This is a genomic window from Bradyrhizobium sp. 6(2017) (assembly GCF_011058295.2).
GTDB classification, from domain to species: Bacteria; Pseudomonadota; Alphaproteobacteria; order Rhizobiales; family Xanthobacteraceae; genus Bradyrhizobium; species Bradyrhizobium septentrionale.
Genome location: NZ_CP049289.2, coordinates 508972 through 531010 on the forward strand (window position 1 = coordinate 508972; position 22039 = coordinate 531010).

The 22039-nt window shown below is 64.8% G+C and carries 22 protein-coding genes and 1 tRNA gene; 10 read left to right on the plus strand and 13 right to left on the minus strand.

The annotated features are described in order from the left end of the window. Nucleotides 1-36: 36 nt before the first annotated feature. On the plus strand, nucleotides 37-840 hold the full coding sequence (locus G6P99_RS02485; RefSeq protein WP_029081362.1) for an SDR family NAD(P)-dependent oxidoreductase: 804 nt from the start codon (nucleotides 37-39) through the stop codon (nucleotides 838-840). Nucleotides 841-1008: 168 nt separating this feature from the next. Continuing rightward, a complete protein-coding gene (locus tag G6P99_RS02490; RefSeq protein WP_029081363.1) occupies nucleotides 1009-2166 on the plus strand; it encodes an ROK family protein in 1158 nt (385 codons plus the stop codon). Nucleotides 2167-2381: 215 nt separating this feature from the next. Here G6P99_RS02490 and G6P99_RS02495 read toward each other — a convergent pair whose 3' ends face one another. Next, complete coding sequence (locus tag G6P99_RS02495; protein ID WP_165127141.1) at nucleotides 2382-3245, minus strand: alpha/beta fold hydrolase; 864 nt, start codon at nucleotides 3243-3245, stop codon at nucleotides 2382-2384. Between the two features lie 214 nt (nucleotides 3246-3459). Here G6P99_RS02495 and G6P99_RS02500 point away from each other — a divergent pair. After that, nucleotides 3460-3549, plus strand: a tRNA-Ser gene (locus G6P99_RS02500). 75 nt (nucleotides 3550-3624) lie between these two features. On the opposite strand, the gene G6P99_RS02505 is transcribed toward G6P99_RS02500, so the two are convergent. From G6P99_RS02505 to G6P99_RS02515, 3 genes are all read right to left on the minus strand, one after another. Then, nucleotides 3625-4152, minus strand: a complete 528-nt coding sequence (locus tag G6P99_RS02505; protein WP_029084302.1) for a DUF1269 domain-containing protein — start codon at nucleotides 4150-4152, stop codon at nucleotides 3625-3627. Then, on the minus strand, nucleotides 4149-4415 hold the full coding sequence (locus tag G6P99_RS02510) for a hypothetical protein (RefSeq protein WP_175612326.1): 267 nt from the start codon (nucleotides 4413-4415) through the stop codon (nucleotides 4149-4151). The genes G6P99_RS02505 and G6P99_RS02510 overlap by 4 nt, the downstream gene beginning before the upstream one ends. Before the next feature lie 187 nt (nucleotides 4416-4602). Beyond that, the gene (locus tag G6P99_RS02515; protein ID WP_156928937.1) at nucleotides 4603-4833 is read right to left on the minus strand and encodes a hypothetical protein; all 231 of its coding nucleotides are present in this window, start codon (nucleotides 4831-4833) and stop codon (nucleotides 4603-4605) included. Between the two features lie 176 nt (nucleotides 4834-5009). Here G6P99_RS02515 and G6P99_RS02520 point away from each other — a divergent pair, with 176 nt between their 5' ends. Beyond that, nucleotides 5010-5396, plus strand: coding sequence for a hypothetical protein (locus tag G6P99_RS02520; RefSeq protein ID WP_414645614.1), 387 nt, complete (start codon nucleotides 5010-5012; stop codon nucleotides 5394-5396). A gap of 19 nt (nucleotides 5397-5415) precedes the next feature. Here G6P99_RS02520 and G6P99_RS02525 read toward each other — a convergent pair whose 3' ends face one another. The 4 genes from G6P99_RS02525 to G6P99_RS02540 all read right to left on the minus strand — a co-directional run bounded on the left by G6P99_RS02525 (nucleotide 5416) and on the right by G6P99_RS02540 (nucleotide 10531). Further along, a complete protein-coding gene (locus G6P99_RS02525) occupies nucleotides 5416-5577 on the minus strand; it encodes a hypothetical protein (protein WP_156928938.1) in 162 nt (53 codons plus the stop codon). 247 nt (nucleotides 5578-5824) lie between these two features. Next, nucleotides 5825-6337, minus strand: coding sequence for a lipocalin-like domain-containing protein (locus G6P99_RS02530; RefSeq protein ID WP_084518685.1), 513 nt, complete (start codon nucleotides 6335-6337; stop codon nucleotides 5825-5827). 1145 nt (nucleotides 6338-7482) lie between these two features. After that, nucleotides 7483-9075: an ABC-F family ATP-binding cassette domain-containing protein gene (locus G6P99_RS02535; RefSeq protein ID WP_165127143.1), complete on the minus strand. Its 1593-nt coding sequence runs from the start codon at nucleotides 9073-9075 to the stop codon at nucleotides 7483-7485. 136 nt (nucleotides 9076-9211) lie between these two features. After that, a complete protein-coding gene (locus G6P99_RS02540) occupies nucleotides 9212-10531 on the minus strand; it encodes an Hsp70 family protein (protein ID WP_029084306.1) in 1320 nt (439 codons plus the stop codon). A gap of 225 nt (nucleotides 10532-10756) precedes the next feature. Here G6P99_RS02540 and G6P99_RS02545 point away from each other — a divergent pair, with 225 nt between their 5' ends. After that, entirely contained in the window at nucleotides 10757-11506 is a 750-nt protein-coding gene (locus G6P99_RS02545; RefSeq protein ID WP_165127145.1) for a class I SAM-dependent methyltransferase, read from the plus strand. Nucleotides 11507-11539: 33 nt separating this feature from the next. Here G6P99_RS02545 and G6P99_RS02550 read toward each other — a convergent pair whose 3' ends face one another. Beyond that, the gene (locus G6P99_RS02550) at nucleotides 11540-12496 is read right to left on the minus strand and encodes a LysR family transcriptional regulator (RefSeq protein WP_029084308.1); all 957 of its coding nucleotides are present in this window, start codon (nucleotides 12494-12496) and stop codon (nucleotides 11540-11542) included. Between the two features lie 98 nt (nucleotides 12497-12594). Here G6P99_RS02550 and G6P99_RS02555 point away from each other — a divergent pair, with 98 nt between their 5' ends. Both G6P99_RS02555 and G6P99_RS02560 read left to right on the plus strand, forming a co-directional pair. Beyond that, entirely contained in the window at nucleotides 12595-13776 is a 1182-nt protein-coding gene (locus tag G6P99_RS02555; protein ID WP_029084309.1) for an MFS transporter, read from the plus strand. After that, a complete protein-coding gene (locus tag G6P99_RS02560) occupies nucleotides 13773-13865 on the plus strand; it encodes an aldo/keto reductase (RefSeq protein WP_334262167.1) in 93 nt (30 codons plus the stop codon). The genes G6P99_RS02555 and G6P99_RS02560 overlap by 4 nt, the downstream gene beginning before the upstream one ends. Nucleotides 13866-13894: 29 nt before the next feature. Here G6P99_RS02560 and G6P99_RS02565 read toward each other — a convergent pair whose 3' ends face one another. Beyond that, a complete protein-coding gene (locus tag G6P99_RS02565) occupies nucleotides 13895-14797 on the minus strand; it encodes a helix-turn-helix transcriptional regulator (protein ID WP_029084310.1) in 903 nt (300 codons plus the stop codon). 311 nt (nucleotides 14798-15108) lie between these two features. On the opposite strand from G6P99_RS02565, the gene G6P99_RS02570 reads away from it, so the two are divergent. Together G6P99_RS02570 and G6P99_RS02575 are read left to right on the plus strand one after the other, a co-directional pair. Continuing rightward, nucleotides 15109-16749 (plus strand): flavin-containing monooxygenase, encoded by a 1641-nt coding sequence (locus G6P99_RS02570; RefSeq protein WP_165127147.1) that lies wholly within the window; start codon nucleotides 15109-15111, stop codon nucleotides 16747-16749. A gap of 89 nt (nucleotides 16750-16838) precedes the next feature. Further along, a complete protein-coding gene (locus G6P99_RS02575) occupies nucleotides 16839-18032 on the plus strand; it encodes a serine hydrolase domain-containing protein (RefSeq protein ID WP_029084312.1) in 1194 nt (397 codons plus the stop codon). Between the two features lie 32 nt (nucleotides 18033-18064). Here the strand turns inward: G6P99_RS02575 and G6P99_RS02580 are convergent, their stop codons facing one another. Genes G6P99_RS02580 through G6P99_RS02590 form a run of 3 tightly spaced genes read right to left on the minus strand, consistent with a single transcriptional unit; the run spans nucleotide 18065 to nucleotide 21044 of the window. Continuing rightward, nucleotides 18065-19198: a threonine synthase gene (locus G6P99_RS02580; protein WP_029084313.1), complete on the minus strand. Its 1134-nt coding sequence runs from the start codon at nucleotides 19196-19198 to the stop codon at nucleotides 18065-18067. Nucleotides 19199-19209: 11 nt separating this feature from the next. Beyond that, complete coding sequence (locus G6P99_RS02585) at nucleotides 19210-19866, minus strand: HAD-IA family hydrolase (RefSeq protein WP_029084314.1); 657 nt, start codon at nucleotides 19864-19866, stop codon at nucleotides 19210-19212. Nucleotides 19867-19883: 17 nt separating this feature from the next. Beyond that, a complete protein-coding gene (locus G6P99_RS02590; protein WP_029084315.1) occupies nucleotides 19884-21044 on the minus strand; it encodes a DSD1 family PLP-dependent enzyme in 1161 nt (386 codons plus the stop codon). A gap of 71 nt (nucleotides 21045-21115) precedes the next feature. Between G6P99_RS02590 and G6P99_RS02595 the strand changes: the two genes are divergently transcribed. Continuing rightward, a complete protein-coding gene (locus G6P99_RS02595; RefSeq protein ID WP_029084316.1) occupies nucleotides 21116-22039 on the plus strand; it encodes a LysR substrate-binding domain-containing protein in 924 nt (307 codons plus the stop codon).

The following is a 22039-nucleotide window of genomic DNA, read 5'->3' on the forward strand; positions in this document are numbered from 1 at the left end:
CCAAGTCCGGCCGTCCAGGTCAAACAGGAGACCAACATGACCAAGTCAGCCAAGGGAACGGCGCTCGTTACTGGTGCGTCGTCCGGAATCGGTGCCATCTATGCGGACCGGCTCGCACGGCGTGGCTACGATCTGATCCTCGTCGCACGCAACCGCGAGCGCCTCGATGGGCTCGCCAGGCGTCTGTCGGCGGAGACGGGCCGTTCGATCGAGATCGTTGCCGCCGACCTCGCCAAGCGCGGCGACGTCGCACGGATCGAATCCATTCTGCGCGAAAATGCCGGCATCAGCGTGCTGGTGAACAACGCCGGCGTCGGTGCCACCGCGCCGCTGCTCGCATCCGATGTCGACAAGATGAGCGACATGATCGCGCTCAATGTCGACGCGCTGATGCGCCTGACCTATGCGGCGGTGCCGGGACTGGTCGCACGCGGCGGCGGCACCATCGTCAACATCGCCTCGATCGTCGGCGTCGCGCCGGAAATGCTCAACGGCGTCTACGGCGGCAGCAAGGCCTTCGTGCTCGCGCTGACCCAGTCGTTGCAGCATGAGCTGAAGGACAAGAACATCCGCGTCCAGGCGGTGCTGCCGGGCGCCACGGCCACCGAATTCTGGGGTCTGGCCGGCACGCCGGTCGAGCATCTGCCCAGCGCGATCGTGATGAAGGCGGAGGACATGGTCGATGCCGCGCTGGCGGGGCTCGACCAGGGCGAAGTCATCACCGTGCCGTCGTTGCCGGAGGTTGCCGACTGGCAGGCCTATGAGAGCGCCCGCCAGAAGCTGATGCCGAACCTGTCCCGCAGCACGCCTGCGGCGCGCTACGGCGTGAAGGCCGCCTGACGCCTTGCGAATTGCCTCCCGCGCCCGGCCGAAGCGCCGCAGCGCGGGAAGCAACCATTTGAGTTCCCCGCCGTTAGAGCATGATCCGGAAAAGTGTGAAGCGGTTTTCCGAAATGATCATGCTCAAACAATAGTGCTGGGAACCTCAAGCGGGCAGGCAAGGGCTAAATGGCTGACGACGCTGGACTGACCACGGGCATCGCGCACCACGGTGCCGCGCGGCTGCCGTCTGTCGACATCGACAGTTTCAACATCGAGTTGAAGGACGACGAGGGCTTTCTCGGCGACCGCGCCTCAAAGGGCGCTTTCCGCAAGATCCTGGACCGCTGGCGCAAGCCGCTGCGCAAGTCGGACGTAGATCCGTTCGGCGACGAGCCGTCGGACAAGATCAGCAAGAAGAAGCTCGATGAGTTGCTGGTCGGTGACGACGCCGAGGCCTCCGCCATCGTGCACAGCGCGATCGAGGAGTTCGCGCAGGAGCTCGCCTATGTGACGCGGCGCTTCCTCAACACCAAGGCCTGGGCCAAGACCGAGCGCATCGTGGTCGGCGGCGGTTTTCGCGACAGCCGGCTCGGCGAGCTCGCCATCGCGCGCACCGACATCATCCTGAAGTCGGAGGGTCTCAAGGTCGATCTGGTGCCGATCCGCTTTCACCCCGATGATGCGGGCCTGATCGGCACGCTGCATCTGGCGCCATCGTGGATCTTCGAGGCCCATGACGGCGTGCTCGCGGTCGATATCGGCGGCACCAATATCCGCTGCGGCGTCGTCGAGACGCGCTGGAAGAAGGCGCCGGATCTCTCCAAGGCAACGGTCTGGAAATCGGAGTTGTGGCGCCATGCCGACGACGAGCCGACGCGCGAGGGCGCGGTGAAGCGGCTGGTGAAGATGCTGAAGGATCTGATCGCCGAGGCCGAGAAGGCAAATCTCAAGCTCGCGCCATTCATCGGCATCTCCTGTCCCGGCGTCATCAAGGAGGACGGCTCGATCGAGAAGGGCGCGCAGAACCTGCCGGGCAATTGGGAAAGCAGCAAATTCAACCTGCCGGCGAGCCTGGTCGAGGCGATCCCCCAGATCGGCGATCATGACACCGCGATCGTGATGCATAATGACGGCGTGGCGCAGGGGCTGGCCGAGGTCCCATTCATGCAGGATGTCGCGCGCTGGGGCGTGCTGACGATCGGAACCGGGCTCGGCAACGCCCGCTACACCAATCGCAAGAAAGACAACGGCAAGGACGACAAGAAAGCCGAGAAAAAGGACAAGGACGACGAGGGCGACAAGAGCGAGAAAAAGGCCAAGAAAGCCAAAAAAGCCGACGCCTGAGCCTCGGACGCCTGAGCCTCGCCTGTGTGAGCCGATCGCGCGGTAAGGTTGATCGGTTAGGTTAAGATCGGGTTCGCGTTGCCGTTTCGGCGTCGGCCGCTACCGTGACCCCTGTCGCTCCCGCCGACCGGCGAAGCCGCACTTCCCGGCCAGCATTTTTGAGAAGCGGCACGGGACCGCCAGTTTTTGTCGCGTCCTGGCGGTCCCACCACTTTCTACCTCCAATTGATCCGCTCGAAGAAGCCGGCGATCTCGGCTGCCGCGCGGCCGGGGTCCTCGCGATGCGGGAAATGCCCGACATCGGGAAACATCTTCAGGTCCAGATTGGTGAAGGTCTCGCCCAGCCGGTCGGTCCAGCCATAGGGAAACAGCGGATCGTGCTCGGCCCAGCGGATGCAGGTCGGCACGGTGATCGGCGGCAGCGCGGGGGCTTCGCCCTGCATCATTTTCACGCGCCCCGCATGGGAAGCGCGATAATGCGCAAAGCCGCCGGCGAGGTTGCCGGGCTTGAAGAAGTTGTCGGCGAAGTCCTCGATCACATCGTCGAATGCAGCCTTGCGATGCGCCCAATTGTGCAGGAAATGGCCGATGTAGATGCGGCAGTTCTCGCGGCTGGCGCCGACCAGCGCGGGCGCCATCTCCATCTGGTGGAACGACTGGTACCAGATGTGGTTCAGCCGGTCGGGTGCCGCCATCCGCGGGCCGATGCCGGGATAGACGAAATCGAAGAAAAACAGGCCGGCGATGCGCTCGGGCGCCTTGCGGGCGAGCGGCTGCATCACCGCGCCGCCGACGTCGTGACCGACCACGCCGGCCTTCTCGATGCCGAGTGCGTCCAGCAGCGCCAGCATGTCGTCGGTATGCTGATCGGGGCCGTAGGGACCGTTGGGCTTGTCGCTGTCGCCGAAGCCGCGCAGGTCGGGCGCGATCAGGGTGTAGCGGTCGGCCAGGCGCGCCATCACCGGCTTCCAGGTCAGCCAGAATTCCGGCCAGCCGTGCAACAGCAAGAGCGGCCTGCCACTCCCGGTCCGTGCGACGTGGAACGCCGCGCCATTGGCTCGAATCGTCACATGCTCCATGGTCCGCTCCTGCTCTGTCTGGCTGGCTCGCGCGCCGACCGAGCCAGAATCGTCCTGCTAGCGCTTTGTTTCCGCGCGCATTCTTGCGTCGCCGATGGTGCCTAGGTGGGCCGAGGCGCCGGTGACGGAAATATTATTGCAGCGCCTTGTCTGGCCCGCCATCCTCGCCTAGAACACGCCCCGACCGCGGGTGGCGCAAATCACCCGGGCCATCGGAGAGGTGGCAGAGTGGTTGAATGCACCGCACTCGAAATGCGGCATAGGTGCAAGCCTATCGGGGGTTCGAATCCCTCCCTCTCCGCCACTCAAACCAGGCAAGGTATTGAGCAGACTCCTCTATTTGGACGAGCAGCGGTCGTCGGGAGGCGTCGCAATCGTTTCAAACGCCCGGCAAATCAGGAGGCGCAGCCGGTACCGCCGCTTTGACCTCCGCCAGAGCCGCTTGCAAGGCGGCTTCCTTAGTGTGGTCGAGAGAAGTCTTTAGCACCGTGCCACCTTCGCCTTTGAGCCTCTCAAGAACCTTGTCCGCCGTGACTTTGCGCACCAGTACGAAGAGCGCTGCGGTTCCGGGTTGAACGGCGGCAGCAGTCTCTTTCATCCATTTGTCGTTGATGCCGACATCCGTTAAATATCCGCTGAGCGTGCCGGACGCGGCGCCAAGGGCAGCACCAGCAAGCGGCATCAAAAAGATCAGGCCAATCAGCGTGCCCCAAAAGGCGCCAGTAGCCGCACCAGCAGCCGTGGTATTGATCAGTTGATTTAGTTTAATGTTTCCTTTGCTGTCTTTCACCGCGATCACGGCATCGCCGAGTTCGATCAAATACTCCTTCTGCATGGCCAGCAATTTTTGACGAACTTCCTCCGCCTTCGCCTCGGTTGGAAATGCAATTACGACAAGGTCACTCATCTGTTCTGCTCCTCTACTCGAACGAGAAAATCTTCTTCCAGTCGTTCTTGATGCCGATCACTGTCCAGTTTTTCATCTTTGCCTAGAGCGCCTGCGTGACGGTCCCGACCTTGGTCTCCCGGCAGGCCTTGCGCCGAAGCCTGAAATCCGAGCACGCGCTTGTCCCACGCCTCGCAGGCGAGCCGGTCGGCTTCCTTGCGTGCCCGCTCTGCCGCCGCCCGGACCGATCCGTCGTAAATCGCCTCGCGTGACTTGGTGCCCATGGCGAGAGGATCGCTGGGCCACGCGAGACAGGCAAGCCGCTACGGATTGCGGTGGATAGCGTGGCGGACACAACGGAGGCGCCGGGCCGGTCAATCCTGCTCATCGACCGCTCGACATCAACACCCGCAAGGATGAATTGAAAAAGCCAAGGCGCAGGCAGGCGCTCGACCAAACGCGCAATGTTGATCATCCGCAGAGATAGCGCTGCGCGAACACCCGCAGCGGCTCGGCCTTGACGAGCCACTGCGCGGCATATTCCGACGGGATCACGATGCAGTGTCCGGTGCGGACCTCGCGTGGACCTTGGCCGGTTCGCTTTAGCGCGGCATACAGCTCTGGCTCGATGTCGAACATTTGGCAAAACTGTGTCACCGTCAAAGCCGTGGAAATGTCAGGCCGTGGTTCCTGCGCTTTCATCAGCGACATCCTTAACTTGATAGGGTGCCTACCAGCTGACAGCCCTTCAAGCGGGTAACCCGTGTTTACAACTGTCACTGCAACAGTGATGGAGCACGTCGATGAATTGGAGGTTTGATCTAGATCAAAAGCGCGAAGCTCCCGCGCGCGACGCTTCGGACAACCCGCGGTTCGCTATGTGCGGGTGTCCGCGGCTTTCCTCTCGAAGAAGGAGTGCGCCAACGTTCCGTCGAGTTCTCATCGCTTCGGCAGCCGCAGCCATGCTGCTGGTCACTTTCACTCCCGACGACGCGTTCGCCCGACGTGGCGGCGGTATGCGTGCTGGAGGCTACCACGGCGGCGGCGCTGTCGCGGTTCGAGGACCACGGGGCGGCGCTGTCGCTGCTCGTGGATATCGGGGTGGCGCCGTCGCTGTGCGCGGCGGGCGCTACGGCTATCGCGGCTACGGTGTCGGTGCAGCGGCAGTGGGCGCGGCTGCAGTCGGCGCAGCTGCGACAGGGGCCTACTACCGCAGCGGCTGTGGCTACGACGCCTACGGCAACTGGGTTTGCCCGAACTACTGAGCGGCGCGACGCCGCTGGCCTATAGATGCTCGAAGCCGATGGTGAAGTCATCGGCAGAGCTTTCCGTGACATAGACGATGCAAATGGTCAGACCCACCGTGTTTGCGCTCGCGCTGTGCGTTGTTTCCTCCGCACAGAGTATGCCGTATGTCCCGCTCCAGCAGCTGAACAATTCGGTCATTCAAGTCCGCCAAGGATGGGGGCTCGCACGACGGCGGCAGCGTCAGCACCGCGCTCTCCTGAAATCAGGAGAGCAGCACGGACGGCACGCCAGCGTCAGCAAGCGGCAGCCAGCGCTCGTACCGCGCCACCATCGCGAGCCGTCGCAACCGCTGATATTGAAAAGGGAGCGCCAGCGTCGGACAGGCTACCGATAGCGAACGTCATCGCGTCATCGTCTCGACGCAGATGATGGCATGGCGACCTGGTCACTTCGCCCGCTTGAACACCAACTCCAGCGTCACACCTGCGGGTGTGCGCGGGTTCGTGAGCTTCAATTCCTCGTCGGTAATCGACGTGACGATCCGGCGCTGATTGGGCGCTCCGACGAAATTCGGAACCGAACTCGTCTCGATGTTGAGGTGAGCCGTCTTCGTGCTTTCGTCCAGCGTGTAGGTTCCGGTGTAGGCAACCACGCCCGACGCAACGGCCATGGCTTCCTCGGGGGACGGTCGTGCTGGGTCGCCCGACGCATACTTCGGTACGTCGGTGCGCACCGTGATGAAGTGGAAGCGGCCGTCGGCCGTGTAGGTCACCGCGCCTTGGGCGCTTGGCCGCGGCACGGCGCTGCCATCCTCCCGCTTACCTGTGCTGGACACGTAAATCCACGTGCCGACGAGTTGATCCTTGAGCGACTTTCCTTGCGCCTTGCTGTTGCTTGGGAAAGCAGGGATTGTGACCAACGCGATTGCACAAAGGCCAAATATGCAACGCCTGTTCATGAGACCCCCTAAAGTTGGTCCAACCACGGTACTACAAAGGCTGGTGAGCGAAAATAGTGGGTCCCAAATCGAAATTGTCTCTCCTCCCCGGTGGGGTCAGGCGAAAGCATGCTTGCACTCGCCAGATAGCTGAACGCCGAATGAGAGCGTTAAAGCTCACGGGTTTCGCGGAAGGGGCGGCGGACTCCCTCTCCGCCATCCTTCGCTCTGCCGCGCTTTGGGTAGCAGGCCACCCTGCCGGATCAGGGCCAAGGCTGTCTCCCGAAGCTTTGCGCGGACTCACCGGCTCCTCAACATGACACAGACGGATTTGGGCGCGCGACTCGCGCGACCGTTGTCGCCGGCCACCGGACGCGCACAGCCCAGACGCGGCGGCAGTTGCGCAGCCTCGATCGGATAAAAGCTCGCGTCATTGCCGGCGCGCGTATGCCGACTTCGAAAGGAGCGCCGCGCCCCGGTAACCTTAATTTTTCCTTTCGATTGTCGATAAAGTTTTATCGATTATGCTGGTGACAGTTGAGCGGTGTGACGAACCGCGCGATGAGAGGCAGCGAAGAGCCGAGTGGCTCGACAACCTCTCTGAAATCGAAGGGTGGGCAGAGCGCAGTGCCAGCCACCTTTCGGGCTGTCCGGCGGCGGCCGGCAGGGCAAATCAATTCCTGAAGTGCATTTGATTGCCAGGCTGCGGTGCATCTCGCGCCGCATCACGTAACGCTTATCAATCGGGATTTTCCAAGATGGCCTTCGCGCATTTCTTGATCGCGGTCGGTGCCGTTTCTTTGTTGCTGGCCACCTTCATCGCATTTGCCCTTTGGAGAAACGCGCTCCATTCGAGGGCGCGAATCTAGCAACAGGCGAGATTGAGCTCCGACGGCCTCGTTCATGGGGATGAGCGAGGCTGGCGGGATGGCCGCACCGCCGCGCGGCCTGACAGCCGAGCACCGCGCCTTCCACCTACCCCAAGGCGACGCGTGCTCGGCTGTTCACTCTCTGATCAGCCGCATCGTTCGAATTATTGATTGCGTGAAAGCAATTGCCGCTGGCTACTTTGCATGGGGTTGTTTTCGATATTTTGGTGGGAGCCGTGGCCACCAGGCTGCAATCAGATCCGTGCCGAGGGAGGACCCGGACAATCCCGTCTATCGCTAGCGGGTATACGCAGCGAGGTCCAACCTGCGCCCGATCGCGATCGCCTCGAGGAAGGCCTCGTCGTGGCTCACGACCAGCAGCGCGCCGTCATAGGCGCGCAGTCCGGCCTCGACCGCTTCCATGGAAGAGATGTCGAGATGGTTGGTCGGCTCGTCGAGGATCAGGAGCGGCGGCGGCGTGACGCCGCCCAGGACGCAGGCGAGGCCGGCGCGAAGCAACTGGCCGCCGCTGAGGCCCGAGACGGCCTGCAGCGCGGTATCGGCGCGGAACATGAATCGCGCCAATGCCGCCCGACAGGCGTTCTCGCCGGCCTTCGGATTGATGCGCCGGAAATTATCGAGGATGGAGGCCGAGGCGTCGAGCAGGCCGACTGCCTGATCGAACATTGCAAAGCGGGTCAGCACCTCGACAGTGCCGCGCGACGGCGACAGCTCGCCGCTGACGAGCTTGAGCAATGTCGTCTTGCCGGCGCCGTTGGGGCCCGTGATCGCGACGCGTTCCGGCCCCGAGATGGAGACGGTGAGATCGCGCAGGATCGGCGCTCCCGATGCGTAGCCGACATCGGCGGCCTCGATCCGCAGCACCATCCTGCTCGCCGGCAGATGTGTCGATGGCAGTTGCACCGAGAACGGTTGCAACACCTCGATGCGCTGCCGTGCCGCGGTGGCAAGTTCGAGCGCTTGCGTCCGCCGCCGTTCGGCGAGGCGAGCGTTCTCGCCGCCGCTATCTTCGGCGCGATCCTTGCGCAGTCCAGCGGCGATGCGCGGCATGTCGCCCTTGGCGCGCTGCTTCGCGCCGGCGCCGTCCTTGCGGGCCTTGCGCTCGGACGTTTCCCTCGCCTTGCGGTCGATCTCGGCGACGCGCTTCTCGGCATCGGCCAGATCGTGTCTTGCGGCCGAAAGCTCGACGGCCTTGCGTGCGCGATACTGGCCCCAATTGCCGCCGTAGCGCCTGGCCTCCAGCGAGGTCAGTTCGACGATCGCATCCATGGTCTCCAAGAGCTCGCGGTCGTGGCTGACGATGATGGCGCCATGGCGCCAGCCGGCAAGCAGGTCGATCACCGCCTTGCGCCCCTCGCGGTCGAGATTGTTGGTGGGCTCATCGAGCAGCAGAAAGTCGGGCTCTGCAAAAGTCAGCGCGGCGAGGCGCGCCCTGGTGGCCTGCCCGCCGGACAGCATCGCCAGCGGCGCGTCGAGCACATCGTCCAGTCCGACGCGCTCGAGTGCGGACGCGATGCGCGTGTCGAGCGTCCAGTCGATATCCGCAACCTCGTCGGCGCTCGCATGGCCCTGTTCGGCGCGGCGCAGGGCGGCCAGTGTGTGGCGCGCACCGAACAGATCGATGACGCATTGGTCCGGTGTCAGCTGAACCGTCTGATGCAGCATGGCGACGCGTCCCTGAACCGAGACCGTGCCGGATTGCGGCGTGCGCCGGCCCGCGATCAGGTCGAGCAGCGTCGTCTTGCCGACGCCGTTCCCGCCGACTAGGCCGGTGCGTTCGGGTCCGAAACTGAGATCGATATTGGAGAGGAGAACCCGGCCGTCAGGCGCGGACAGGGTCAGATTCGAGAGCGTGATCGATGCAGGCATGGTGATGGAAATCCCCGTGGGCAAGGCTGATGGGCGTTGCGGTCAGGGTGAAATCCATGGCTGTCGGCATCCTCTCGGAGTGATGATTGCAATGATGTAGTCGGGTATTGGGCCGGGATCAAGGCGACGCGCGTAGTCACGCCGCCGCGGCGAAGGTCCAGCGGTCGGGATCGGGCGTGTTGCCGATCAAGGCGAGGCCATAGGCGATCGATTCGAATTGGTCCGCCGAGGTCAGCCGCGCTTCGCCAAAACGCTCGGCGAACAAGCGCTGCACCGCCGGCACGAACGAGGTGCCGCCGGTCAGGAACACTTTTTCTACGTCGCGCGCGGTGATGCCTGACTTGGCCAGCGCCTCGTCGACGGTTGCGCCGAGACGTTCGATGTCGTCGGCGATCCAGGATTCGAAATCGTCGCGTGTCACGATCGCGCCGATATCGATGCCTTCGCGGGCAAAGCGGAACTCGACGCGGTCGCGGCTCGACAGCGCGACCTTGGTGTCGGATACGGCGCGGTACAGCGCAAAGCCGAGATCGTGGTCGACGATGGTGATGAAATCGTGCAGCGGCGCCGGATCGAGCGCGGTGCGCGCGAGCTGCTGCAATTCGCGCAAATCGCCATTGCCCCTCATCATCGCGAGCTGATGCCAGCGGGCGAGGCTCGAATAATAATGGTTGGGGATCGGCAGCACCTTGTCGAACGAGCGGTAGTTGGTGCCCTTGCCGAGCCGCGGCGAGACGATGTGGTCGACGATGCGGTAGTCGAAGGTGTCGCCGGCAATGCCGATGCCGGCGTGTCCCAGCGGCTCGGCGCGCAGCGCGCCGCCCTTGCGCGAGAATCGCATCACCGAGAAGTCGCTGGTGCCGCCGCCGAAATCGGCGACCAGCACGGTGGCATCGTGGTCGAGGCTGCGCGCAAAGGAGAACGCGGCGCCCACCGGCTCGTAGACATAGCGCGCGTGTCCGGCGCCGAGCCGCTCGAACGCGGCGCGGTAGCGCTGCATCGCGAGCTCGTCATTGGGATTGCCGCCGGCAAAGCGCACCGGGCGGCCTACCATGATGGTCGGCGCGCCGAGGTCGAAGCCCTCGCCGGCATGCCGCGTCAGCGTGCGCAGGAACGCCGCAAGCAGATCCTCGAACTTGTAGCGCTGCCGGAAGATCTGGGTGGTGTTGAAGGCCGAGCTCGCCGCAAACGATTTGAACGACTGGATGAAGCGGTGGATCGTGCGGCCCTCGAGGAACTGCTCGATCGCCCACGGGCCGCCCTCGGCGCGAGGATGCAGCCCGGCGCCCGGCCGATCCTCCCAGAAGCACAGCGCGGAGACATAGACGCTATGCGTGCGGCCACCATGGTCGAATCTGATCGCCTCGACGCGGCCGTCGGCATCCGACAGCGCGACCACGGTGTTGCTGGTGCCAAAATCGACGCCAATCGAGACGGCGGGCGGGGCGCTCGACATGTCATGCTCGGATTTGTGATGTGAAGGGGGCGGACCTTTAGCGGCTTTGGCCGGACTTGCCAACCCTTTCTGGCGCGCTGCGCGCACTCCGGGAACAGGCTGTGACGCCAGGATGACGATGTTCAGCGAAACGTGAATCGACCTGCTCTTCCCGTCCTGCGCGCCCGCTGCTCTATACGCCGGACAGGGCTTCACGGCACACGGCATGGCGCGCAGGAGAAGCGGATGACACTCAACCCCACGGCCAAGAATTATCGTGTCGCGGTCGCTGCTTACGAGGCCGGCCGTCCCAGCTATCCCGCCGATATTGTCGCCGCGCTGCCACTTCAAACCGCGCATTGCGTCGTCGATCTCGGCGCGGGAACCGGCAAGTTCACCCGCTTGCTGCTTCCGCATTTGTCCCCGACCGCCCGTCTCGTCGCGGTCGAGCCCGTTGCGGAGATGTCGGCCCGGCTGGCGAACGAAGCCGGGATCGAGGTGATCAACACGCGCGCCGATGCGATCGATCTTGCAACCGGCAGCGTCGATCTCGTCACCTGCGCCCAGGCGTTCCACTGGTTCGACAACGAGCCATCCGTCGCCGAGATCGCGCGACTGTTGCGTCCTGGCGGGACGCTGGCGCTGGTCTGGAACAACAGGGATGACCGCGCGCCGTGGGTCGATGCGTTGTCCGTCATGATTGAAGGCTACGCGGGAGATACGCCCCGGCAGCGTTCGGGACGCTGGCGCTGGATCCTGAACGATCCACGCTTCGTGCTCGAGAAGGAAATCGTGCAGGACCATCCGCACCGGATGCCGCGACAGGGCGTCTATGAGCGCGTGGTGTCGACGAGCTATGTCGCCAATCTTCCTGATGCAGAGAAGGCAGTCCTTCGCGAGAAGACGGACGGCATCCTGCGTGAGGCCGGTCTCGGTGACGCCGACGAGGTGGTGTTTCCGTACGTCACGCATCTCTATTTGTTGAAGCGCACCTAGGTCCGTCCGCGACCGTTGTCGTCGCGCGATGCCTCACTTGCCGGTCACGACTTTCCATTTTCCATCGGCGCCACGGCGCAGCGCCGGGTCGCCGATGCGGATGTGTTGTGCGAGGAAATCGATGAAGGCACGCACCCGCGCCGGCAGCGGGCCGGCATGGCCGACATAGACGGCGTGAATGTCCTCGCGGTCGCCGGGATTGAGGTTTTGCAGCACCGGCACCAGACGGCCGGCCTCGATATCGGAGCCGATGTGGAACAGCGCCAGCCGTCCCAGCCCGATGCCGCCGAGCGTGAGTTGGCGCGCCGCTTCGCCGTCGCTGACGCGGGCGACCGGCGGCGGCAGAGCTTCCTCGATCCGCTCAGCGCGGCGGAACGGCCAGCCGCGGATGCTGCGTGGAAAGGTCCAGCCGATGCCACGGTGCGCGGTGAGGTCGGCCGGTGTCTTCGGCGTGCCGAAGCGGGCGAGATAGGAGGGCGCGGCGACCACCACCATGCGGCTGGTGCCGAGCTTGCGCGCGATCAGCCGCGAGGCGCCGAGTGGGCCGACCCGGATCGCGACGTCGGCGCGCTCCTGCATCAGATCGACCAGCGTGTCGGTCAGCACGATGTCGAGCGTGATGTCCGGATGCTCGCGCATGAAGCGCGGCAGCAGCGGCATCACATGCAGCATGCCGAACGGGATATTGCTGTTCACTGTAAGATGGCCGCGCGGCACGCATGAGGCGGCCTCGCGTTCGGCCTCATCGATGTCGGCAAGGATGCGCTGGGCGCGCTGATAGAACGCCTGCCCTTCCTCGGTGAGCTGCAGCTTGCGCGTGGTGCGGTTGACCAGCCGCGTGCCGAGTCGCGTCTCGAGCCGGGAGACCAGCTTGCTGACGCCCGACGGCGTCTGGCGCAGGCTGTTTGCGGCGGCCGTGAAGCCGCCGAGATCGACGACGCGGACGAACACGTCCATCTCGCCGGAGCGATTGGTGTCTGATCGGGCCATCTTGAATTCACGTCACAAATGATTGGATTGACGCCATTCTAATCCTTATCGGTCCGGACGGCTATGTCGCATTGCGGAATCCTCATCCGGAGCGACACATGCCTGCTGCAGTCCTTGCCTTGACCGCCGGTGCCTTTGGCATCGGCACCACCGAATTCCTCATCATGGGACTGCTGCTGCAGGTCGCCGCCGACATGCAGGTATCCGTGTCCGCAGCGGGGCTGTTGATCTCCGGCTACGCACTCGGCGTATTCGTCGGCGCTCCGATCCTGACGCTGGCAACGCGACGGATGCCGCGCAAGGCGGTGCTGCTGGCACTGATGGCGATCTTCACGCTCGGCAATGCCGCCTGCGCGCTGGCGCCGAACTACGAACTGCTGATGGCCGCGCGCATTCTGACCTCGCTGGCGCACGGCACCTTCTTCGGCGTCGGCTCGGTGGTGGCGACAAGTCTCGTTCCGGAAGACAAGCGCGCCTCGGCGATCGCCACGATGTTCATCGGTCTCACGGTCGCGACCCTGCTCGGCGTGCCCTTCGGCGCCTGGTTCGGCCTGATGCTCGGCTGGCGCGCGGCGTTCTGGGCGGTGGCTGTGATCGGCGTGGTCGCCTTCATCGTGCTGGCGGTGCTGGTGCCCGGCCATGTCGGCGCCAAGGACAAGCCGGCGCTGCTGCGCGATGAGCTCGCCGTGCTCGGCCGCCCGCAGGTGCTGCTCGGGCTTGCGATGACGGTGTTCGGCTTCGGTGGCCTGTTCGCGGTCTTCACCTATGTGCAGCCGATCCTGACCCGGCTCACGGGATTCTCCGACGCCGCGGTGTCGCCGATCCTGTTGGTGTTCGGCGCTGGACTAGCGATCGGCAATGTCGCGGGTGGACGGCTCGCCGACAAGGGGCTCGCGCGTGCGCTGCTGGTGTCGCTCGGCGGCCTTGCTGCCGTCCTCGTGGCGCTTGCTGCCGTGATCTCGATCAAGGCGCTGGCGGTGGCGCTGCTGTTCATTCTCGGCATCGCGGCGTTTGCCACCGTCGCGCCGCTGCAGCTTCGCGTGCTCGAAGCCGCCGGTGTCGAAGGGCGGACGCTGGCCTCGAGCCTGAACATCGCGGCCTTCAATCTCGGCAATGCGCTCGGCGCCTGGGCCGGCGGCGTGACCATCGATCGCGGCCTCGGCCTCGGCGCGCTGCCGCTGGTGGCGGCGCTGATCACCGCGATCGGGCTGTTGCTCGCGCTCTGGAGCCTGCGTCTCGATCGACCGGTCGCCCTCGCCACGCAGTGCCCGGCCGAGTGAATCGCATCGACACCGCCGACGTCTATTGCAACGGCGCGTCGGAGGAGATTCTCGGCGCCGCGATCAAGGGCCGCCGCGTCAAGGTGTGAGTCCGTCGCAGGTTCCCGGCGTAGCGCTTTCACGCCTGCGCGGTGTGCTCGCAGACTTGCCTGCGGTATTCCGCCGGCGTCACGTTCATGTGCTGCCGGAAAACGCGATTGAGGTGGCTCTGGTCGGCGAAGCCGGCAAGCAGCGCAATCTCCTTCAGCGCGACGCGGTCCTTGCGCAGATGCCGGCACGCGTGCTCCACCTTGCGCCGCAGGACATAGGCATGCGGCCGCATGCCGTAATGCACCCGGAACTTGCGGGCGAACTGGATCGGCGTGCAATTGCAGATGTTCGCCAGCTCCTCCAGCGTGATGTTCCGGAAGATGTTCTGCTCGATATAGTCCTCGATGAGCCTTGCATGCGCCGGCCTGAAACGTCCCTGCGCGCACGGCATCTTGAATTCGATCGCCGCATATTTCCGCAGGATGTGGACGCTCGCCTGCAATGCCAGCGCGTCATAGCAGAGCCGCCCGCCCGGACCTCCTGCGGCAACCTCCTGAACCATCTGGTCGTTGATCCAGGTCAGCATCGGATCTTCGGCCTTGAGCAAATCGTGCAGTTCGATCGTCTCGGCGTCGCGGTCGAAGGCATCGCTCGCGGTCTTCAACATGAGGGCGGGAGCGATATAGAAATGGGTGACCTCGATGTCATTCTTCCAGTGCCAGCTCGATGGCTCCGCGCGGGTCAGCAATGACGTGACGCCGCGGCCGACGTGGTCCTGCTTCCACGCGCCGGTGACGCGGCGGTTCATCGACGTCACGCCGTCGCGATAGAGCACGAGGAGGAAGTTGGCCGACGGCGGAACCCAGATGTCCGACGGAGCATAACGGAAAATCCGCAGCCGGAAATCGTTCCGCCCGACCGCCGCACTATCCAGCTTCAGCTCACCGGGAGCGTAGCGCGGCAGCTCCTCGACCGTGATCAACTGGCCCATCGCGCGAGCCTCCTCCTTGGAGTCTGTCCCTGGAATCCCTGGCGCAGTTGACCGCTGCTTCTTGGCCGGATGGCTGGGCGCAGAATAGGCCACTTTCGCCGGTTGCCAAGCCGACCAATGGCCGGTGGTTCGATTGAACGGCGGCGTTCAAGAGATTGTCGGTTTCATCCAAGCCGTCAGGTCGAACGGCCCGTAGCCTGCTCTGCGTTTCGGCACAGTGTGTGCGGCCGAGACCCAATTGACGCAACGCACCATCATCCGGCGACACGGCGGGGTGGGAGCGTGCGTGAAGCAAAACACAGGAGGAAACGATGACCGAGACCGTCACAAGGTCTAATGGAAGCAATGGTGCGCGTGCCACGACCAAGCTCGACGCCGTGGTCGTCGGCGCCGGCGTCGCCGGTCTCTATCAGCTGTTCCGCCTGCGCGAGCAGGGACTGAACGTCAGGGCGATCGATGCCGGGTCAGGCGTCGGCGGCACCTGGTACTGGAACCGCTATCCCGGCGCGCGCTTCGATTCCGAAGGCCACACCTATCAGTACCTGTTCTCCGAGGATCTCTACAAAGGCTGGAGCTGGAGCGAGCGGTTCCCGGGCCAGCCGGAAATCGAGCGCTGGCTGAACTATGTCGCCGACCGCCTCGACCTCAAGAAGGACATCCAGTTCGGCACCACGGTCAAGAGCGCGCACTTCAATGAAGGGACGCAACGCTGGCTGGTGACGACCGACCAGGGCGACGTGATCGATACCCAGTTCATGGTCACCTGCTGCGGCATGCTCTCGGCCCCGCACGTGTCGTTTCCGGGACAGGAGACATTCAAGGGCAAGCTGTTCCACACCGCGCGCTGGCCCAAGGGGCCGATCGAGCTCGCCGGTAAACGCGTCGGCGTGGTCGGCAATGGCGCGACCGGAATCCAGGTGATCCAGACGATCGCGGCAGAGGCCGGTCATCTCAAGGTGTTCATCCGCACGCCGCAATACAGCATCCCGATGAAGAACCCGAAATGGGATGCATCGGACGCCGAAGCATACAAGTCGAAATTCAAGTTCCTTACTGAACGGCTGCCGAAGACGTTTACGGGGTTCGAATTCGACTTCGAGCACGCCTGGGCCGACCTGACGCCGCCGCAGCGTCGCCAGGTGATCGAGGATTGCTGGAACGACGGATCCCTCAAATTGTGGGTTGCATCCTTCGCCGAACTGTTCTTCGACGAATCCATCAACGCCGAAATCACCGAATTCGTCCGCGAGAAGATGCGCGAGCGGATCAAGGATCCCAAGCTGTGCGAGTTGCTGATTCCGTCGGATTACGGCTTTGGCACGCACCGGGTGCCGCTGGAGAGCAATTTCCTCGAAGCCTTCCTCCGGCCCAATGTCGAGATCGTCAGCGTCAAGGACAATCCGATCGCGCGCATCGCGCCCGAGGGCATCCAGACCGCCGACGGCACTGTTCACGAGCTCGACGTCATCATCCTGGCGACAGGGTTTGACGCCGGCACGGGCGCACTGACGCGCATCGACATCCGCGGTCGCGACGGCCGGTCGTTGAAGGAGGATTGGGGCCGCGATATCCGCACCACGATGGGGCTGCAGGTCTACGGCTATCCGAACCTGTTCACGACCGCGGTGCCGCTCGCGCCCTCGGCCGCGCTCTGCAACATGACCACGTGCCTGCAGCAGCAGGTCGAGTGGATCGCCGATTGCATCAAGTATTTGCGCGGCAAGAGCCTCAACGTCATCGAGCCGACCAGGGACACCGAGGATCTGTGGGTGGCGCATCACGACGAGACCGCCAACGCAACGCTAATCGCGAAGACCAACTCCTGGTACCTCGGCTCGAATGTCGAGGGCAAGCCGCGCCGGGTGCTGTCCTATTGCGGCGGCGTCGGCACCTATCGCCAGAAATGCGACGAGGTTGCCGCGAGTGGCTATACCGGATTTGTCATGCAGTAGAGCCGCGATCGCGATCCGGCGCCGCGGTCGTTGCTGACCGGCGGCGCCGCTCCTGATCGACCACATCAAGCAAATATGGGAGGAAGACAATGAGCACGAATTTCAGTGCGGCAGCAGATGCAATTCTCGACGGGGTCGTGACATCCAGCCCGCGCGTTCCCGGCGTCGTTGCCATGGTGACCGACCGCCATCGCAACATCTATGAGGGCGCCGCCGGCAAGCGCCGCCTCGACCAGGCGGCGGACATGACGATCGACAGTGTGTTCGCGATCTTCTCGACCACCAAGGCGATCACCGGGACGGCCGTGCTGCAACTCGTCGAGGAGGGTAAGCTCGATCTCGACGCGCCGGCCAGGACCTATGCGCCCGACATCGGCAAGCTCCAGGTCATCGAAGGTTTTGACGACAAGGGCGAACCGCGGCTGCGACCGCCGAAGCGTGATATCACCACGCGCATGCTGATGGTCCATAGCGCAGGCCTGAGCTACGACTTCATCAACCACACCTATAACCGGCTTGCGCAGGAGAAGGGGCAGCCCAGCGTCATCACCGCGTCCAAGGCGTCGCTGATGACCCCGCTGCTGTTCGACCCGGGCGAGCGATGGGAATACGGCACCAACATGGATTGGTGCGGCCAGATCGTCGAAGCGATCACCGGCCGCCGGCTTGGCGAGGTCTTCAAGACGCGGATCTTCGAGCCGCTTGGTATCAAGGATACGACATTCGAGCTCACCGACGCGATGCGTCGCCGGCTCGCCGGCATTCACGCCCGCAATGCCGACGGCTCGCTCTCGCCGATGGATTTCGAGCTGCCGGCCAATCCCGAAATCCACATGGGCGGCCACGGGCTTTACGGCACCATCGGCGACTACATGCGCTTCATCCGGATGTGGCTGAATGACGGGGCCGGCGAACATGGGCGCGTCCTGAAGGCGGAGACCGTGCGAATGGCGGAAAAGAACCATCTCGGCAACAACAAGGTCACCGCCATCACCGGCGTGATCACTGCGCTCGCCAACGATGCCGAGTTCTTCCCCGGCCAGTCGAAGTCCTGGGCGCTGAGCTTCATGATCAATGACGAGCAGGCCCCGACCGGCCGCCCCGCCGGCGCGCTCGGCTGGGCCGGCCTCGCCAACCTGTTCTACTGGATCGACCGGCAGAACGGCTTCGGCGGATTCTGGGCGACCCAGATCCTGCCGTTCGGCGATCCGGCATCCTTCATCGGCTACATGAACTTCGAGACGGCGTTCTACGAAGCCCTGAAGATGCGCAAGGCGGGTTAGGACTCGCAGCCTCTCTCGCGGTTGAGGACGTATCAGCCGTTTGCGAGCAGCTCCGTGATCAGCGACGCCGCCTTGATGCCGGTGCCGCTGATGATGACGACGGTGCGCTCCGCCGGACGGATCGCGCCGCGTTGCTTCAGGACGTCGAGCGCGGCTGCGGCCGAGGCCGAGGTCGGTTCGACGAACAGGCCGGTATGCGCGAGCCGCTTCAACGCGGCGACGATGCCGTCTTCGGGGATCGCGACGGTGCCGCCGCCGCTCTCTCTCAGTGCCGCGATCATCTGCTTCAGCCGCAGCGGATGCTTGATCGCGGTGCCCTCGGCGATGGTCTTGCGGACCGCGCGATCGACCGGCGTGTCGAGGCCGGCGGCAAAACTGGCATCGACCGGCGAGCAGTTGAGCGGCTGCGCCGCGAACAGGCGCGGCAGCCGCGCGATCTGCCCGGCCGCGAGTAGCTCCTTGAAGCCGATATAGCAGCCGAGCAGGCTGCTGCCGGCGCCGACCGGCATGATGATATTGTCGGGCGCGGTGAAGCCGAAATCTTCCCAGATCTCGTAAGCCAGCGATTTGGTGCCCTGCAGGAAGAACGGCTGCCAGTTGTGGCTGGAGTAGAAGATCTGCTTGGACTGGCGGATCGCTTCCGCCTCGGATTCCTCGCGCGGCCCTTCGACCAGCTGGACCTCGGCGCCGAAGGCGTGCATCTGCGCGACCTTCATCGGCGACGTCGTGGCCGGTGCGAGAATCCGGACCCGCATGCCGCCGGCCGCGCCATAGGCCGAAACGGAGGCGCCGCCATTGCCGGAGGAGTCCTCCAGCACCGCATCGACGCCGAGCTGGCGCAGCAAGGAGAGCATCACCGTGGTGCCGCGATCCTTGAAGCTCGAGGTCGGATTGAACCATTCGAGCTTGAAGTGCGGCCGCAGGTCGTCCCACGGCTTCTCGACCGCCGGCGTGCAGCCTTCGCCCATCGTGATCGGCTGCCCTATCTCGACCGGCAGCGCCGCACGATAGCGCCACAGCGACCGCGTCCCGCGATCGATGTCGTCGCGGGAAATGCCCGGTAGCGGTGTGACCAGCAGCGGCTTGCCCTCGTCGGAGCACCAGCGCGGGACATCCAGCGGATAGAGTTTTCCGGTGAGCGGGTCGATGTAGCTGGGTGACGGCATCAATTCAGTCCTCAAGTCGCGGGCTGGCCGGACACGTCGCGACCGAGCACGAAAGCCGGCAGGGTCGCAAGCTTGTCACGAACCACGATCGGGGCGGGCGCCCCTTCCGGCAGGTTCATTCCGGCCCGATTATGCCACCAGGTCGGCAAGTGCACACGTGCCGTGCCGAACAGATCATACGCCGATCCCGCGACAAACAGGCATCGATCTGATGGGACCGGCAGTTCGTCGAGCGCGAGCTGGTAGGGTTGTGGCTGCGGCTTGTAATAGTCGGCGCGCTCGGCCGTCACAAAGACAGCGAGGGGAACGCCGATGCGCCCCGCTGCGATGCGGCCAAGCCGCTCCGAGCAGTTGGTCACGACGCCGAGCGCGACGCCGGCCTCGTGCAGCGTCTGCAGCACCTCGCGAGCCTCGGGCCAAGGATCGAGCTCCGCGTATCGCGCGCCAAGCTCTTCGGCAAGTTCGAAGGGCAGCCCGACATTGCGCGCGGCCTCGCCCACCAGATCCTCATAGGGCCGATAGCGTCCGGTCGCATAGGTGTTCTTGAGGTATTCCGCCCGCCAGCGCAGCCCGGCTTCCTCGGAGCCCGCAACCTTGTTCCAGAGCGTCCAGCTGTCGAGCAGCGCGGTCAAGAGATCGAACAGAACGGCGTCATACGCTCGAATCATGGGCTGCGCTCCATCTCCTACCATCCGCGAAACCGTTCCCATTGCCTGACGGCGTCGGAGCCGGCGGCAATGACGTGATAGCGGTCGTGCTGGGCGCCGGTCGCGCAGGCATGATTCGGCAAGATCCGCACCTTCGTGCCGACCGGCAGCATAACCTGCGGCGCGGTGCTGCCGGGGCGGCAGGCGATGATACCGTGCTCCTGATTGGTTTCGGTCACGATCAAATCGGGGTAGGGCCGTGCATCGATATCGCAGACGATGCCGTAGCCCTGGTCGATCGGCTGTTTCGCAGTGCCGCGATCGGGCGACAGTGCCATCCAGCCCGCATCGATGAAGGTCCAGCCGCGATCGGCGCGATGGCCGATCACCGTCGCGAGCACCGACAGCGCGATGTCCTCGACCGCGCAGACCCCGATCCCGGCCATCACCAGATCGAACATCACAAAGACGCCGGCACGCACCTCGGTGACGCCGTCGAGCCGGCGCGCGAAATGTGCTGACGGTGTCGAGCCGACGCTGACCACGGGGCAGGGCAGTCCCGCCGAGCGCAGCACCTCCGCGCAGGCCACCGCGGCGGCGCGCTCCTGTTCGGCCGCCTGCTCGAGCGCCGCCACGCTGCGGCAGGAATAGGATTCGCCGGCATGGGCCATGACGCCGCGCAATTCGGCACCACCTTGATGCAGCGCGCGGCCGATCTCGACCAGCAGCGGGTCGCCCGCACCGACCCCGGCGCGATGGCCGTCGCAATCGATCTCGATCAGCACGGGAATGCGGTCGTTGGTCCTGTGCGCCATCGCGGTGACGGCGGCGGCCTGCTCCAGGCTGTCGAGCACCACGGACAGGTTCACGCCCTGCCGGCGCAGCGCGGCGACGCGATCGAGCTTCTGCGGCGCGACGCCGACGGCATAGAGGATGTCCTTGACGCCGGCCGCGGCAAACACCTCGGCCTCCTGCAGGGTCGAGACGGCGGCCGGGCCGCCTGGGCCGTCCATGACGGCGTGCGCCGCCGGAATTGATTTCGCGGTCTTCAGATGCGGGCGCAGCGGTACGCTAAGCCGCGCCAGCCGCGTCTTCAGGCGCGCGATGTTGTGCAGCATCCGGTCCTCATCGAGGACCAGGCAGGGCGTCTCGATCCCGGCGAGGGGATGCGTTGTCGTCGAAACAGGAGCTGATGACATGCGGCGAGACTAGCCGTTTCCATACTAAGCGCAATTTACCGAATGTCATTCCTATATTAAGTTTGGACTTAATGATCTCGACCGACGACATCCGCTTTTTCACAGCGATCGCCACGGCTCGGTCGCTGGCGGCTGCGGCGCGGGCGCTCGACGTCACGCCATCGGCGGTCTCGCAGCGGCTGCAGGGCCTCGAGCAGCGGCTGGGCGTTCAACTGGTCAGCCGTTCGGCCCGGCGGCTGACGCTGACCGATGAGGGCGAGCTTTTGGTGCTGCGCGGTGGCGCGCTGCTCGACGAGGCGACGGAGTTGACGGAGGCGCTGCAGGCGCGTCGCGGAACCATCTCGGGCCATCTGAAGATCCTCGCGCCGCTCGGCTTCGGGCGGCGCTACATCGCCCCGGTCGTTGCTGCCTTCCGATCCCGCCACCCCGACGTATCGGTCGAGCTCGAACTGTCCGATCGGCCCGGCCGTGCCGCTGCCGGTGCGTGGGACGTCATGATCCACATCGGCGCGTTGACGGATTCCACGCTGCGTTTGCTGCGCCTCGCGCCGAACGAGCGCTATCTGTGCGCCTCGCCGGCCTATCTGAAGCGCCGCGGAACGCCGGCGAGCCCGCAAAATCTGCGCGGGCATGATTGCATCGCGCTGCGCGAGAACGAGGAGGACGTGACGCTCTGGCGGTTCTCGCGCCGGCGCGCCGCGGCGGCGCCTGATGTCATCAGGATCGAGCCGATGCTGTCGAGCAATGACGGTGAGGTGGTGAAGGCCTGGGCGCTGGCGGATCACGGCCTGATCGTCAGGTCGGAATGGGATGTCGCCGAGGACCTCGCCTGTGGCCGGCTGGCGCGTGTCCTGCCGAACCACCGTCTGCCGCCGGCCGACATCGTTGCGCTGCTCAACCCCGGCCGCAGTGGCCGGGCCCGGCGCACGCAGGCCTTCGTGGAGCACCTGCGCGCGACCCTCTCGCCGCCGCCGTGGCGCGGCAGGCAGCGATGA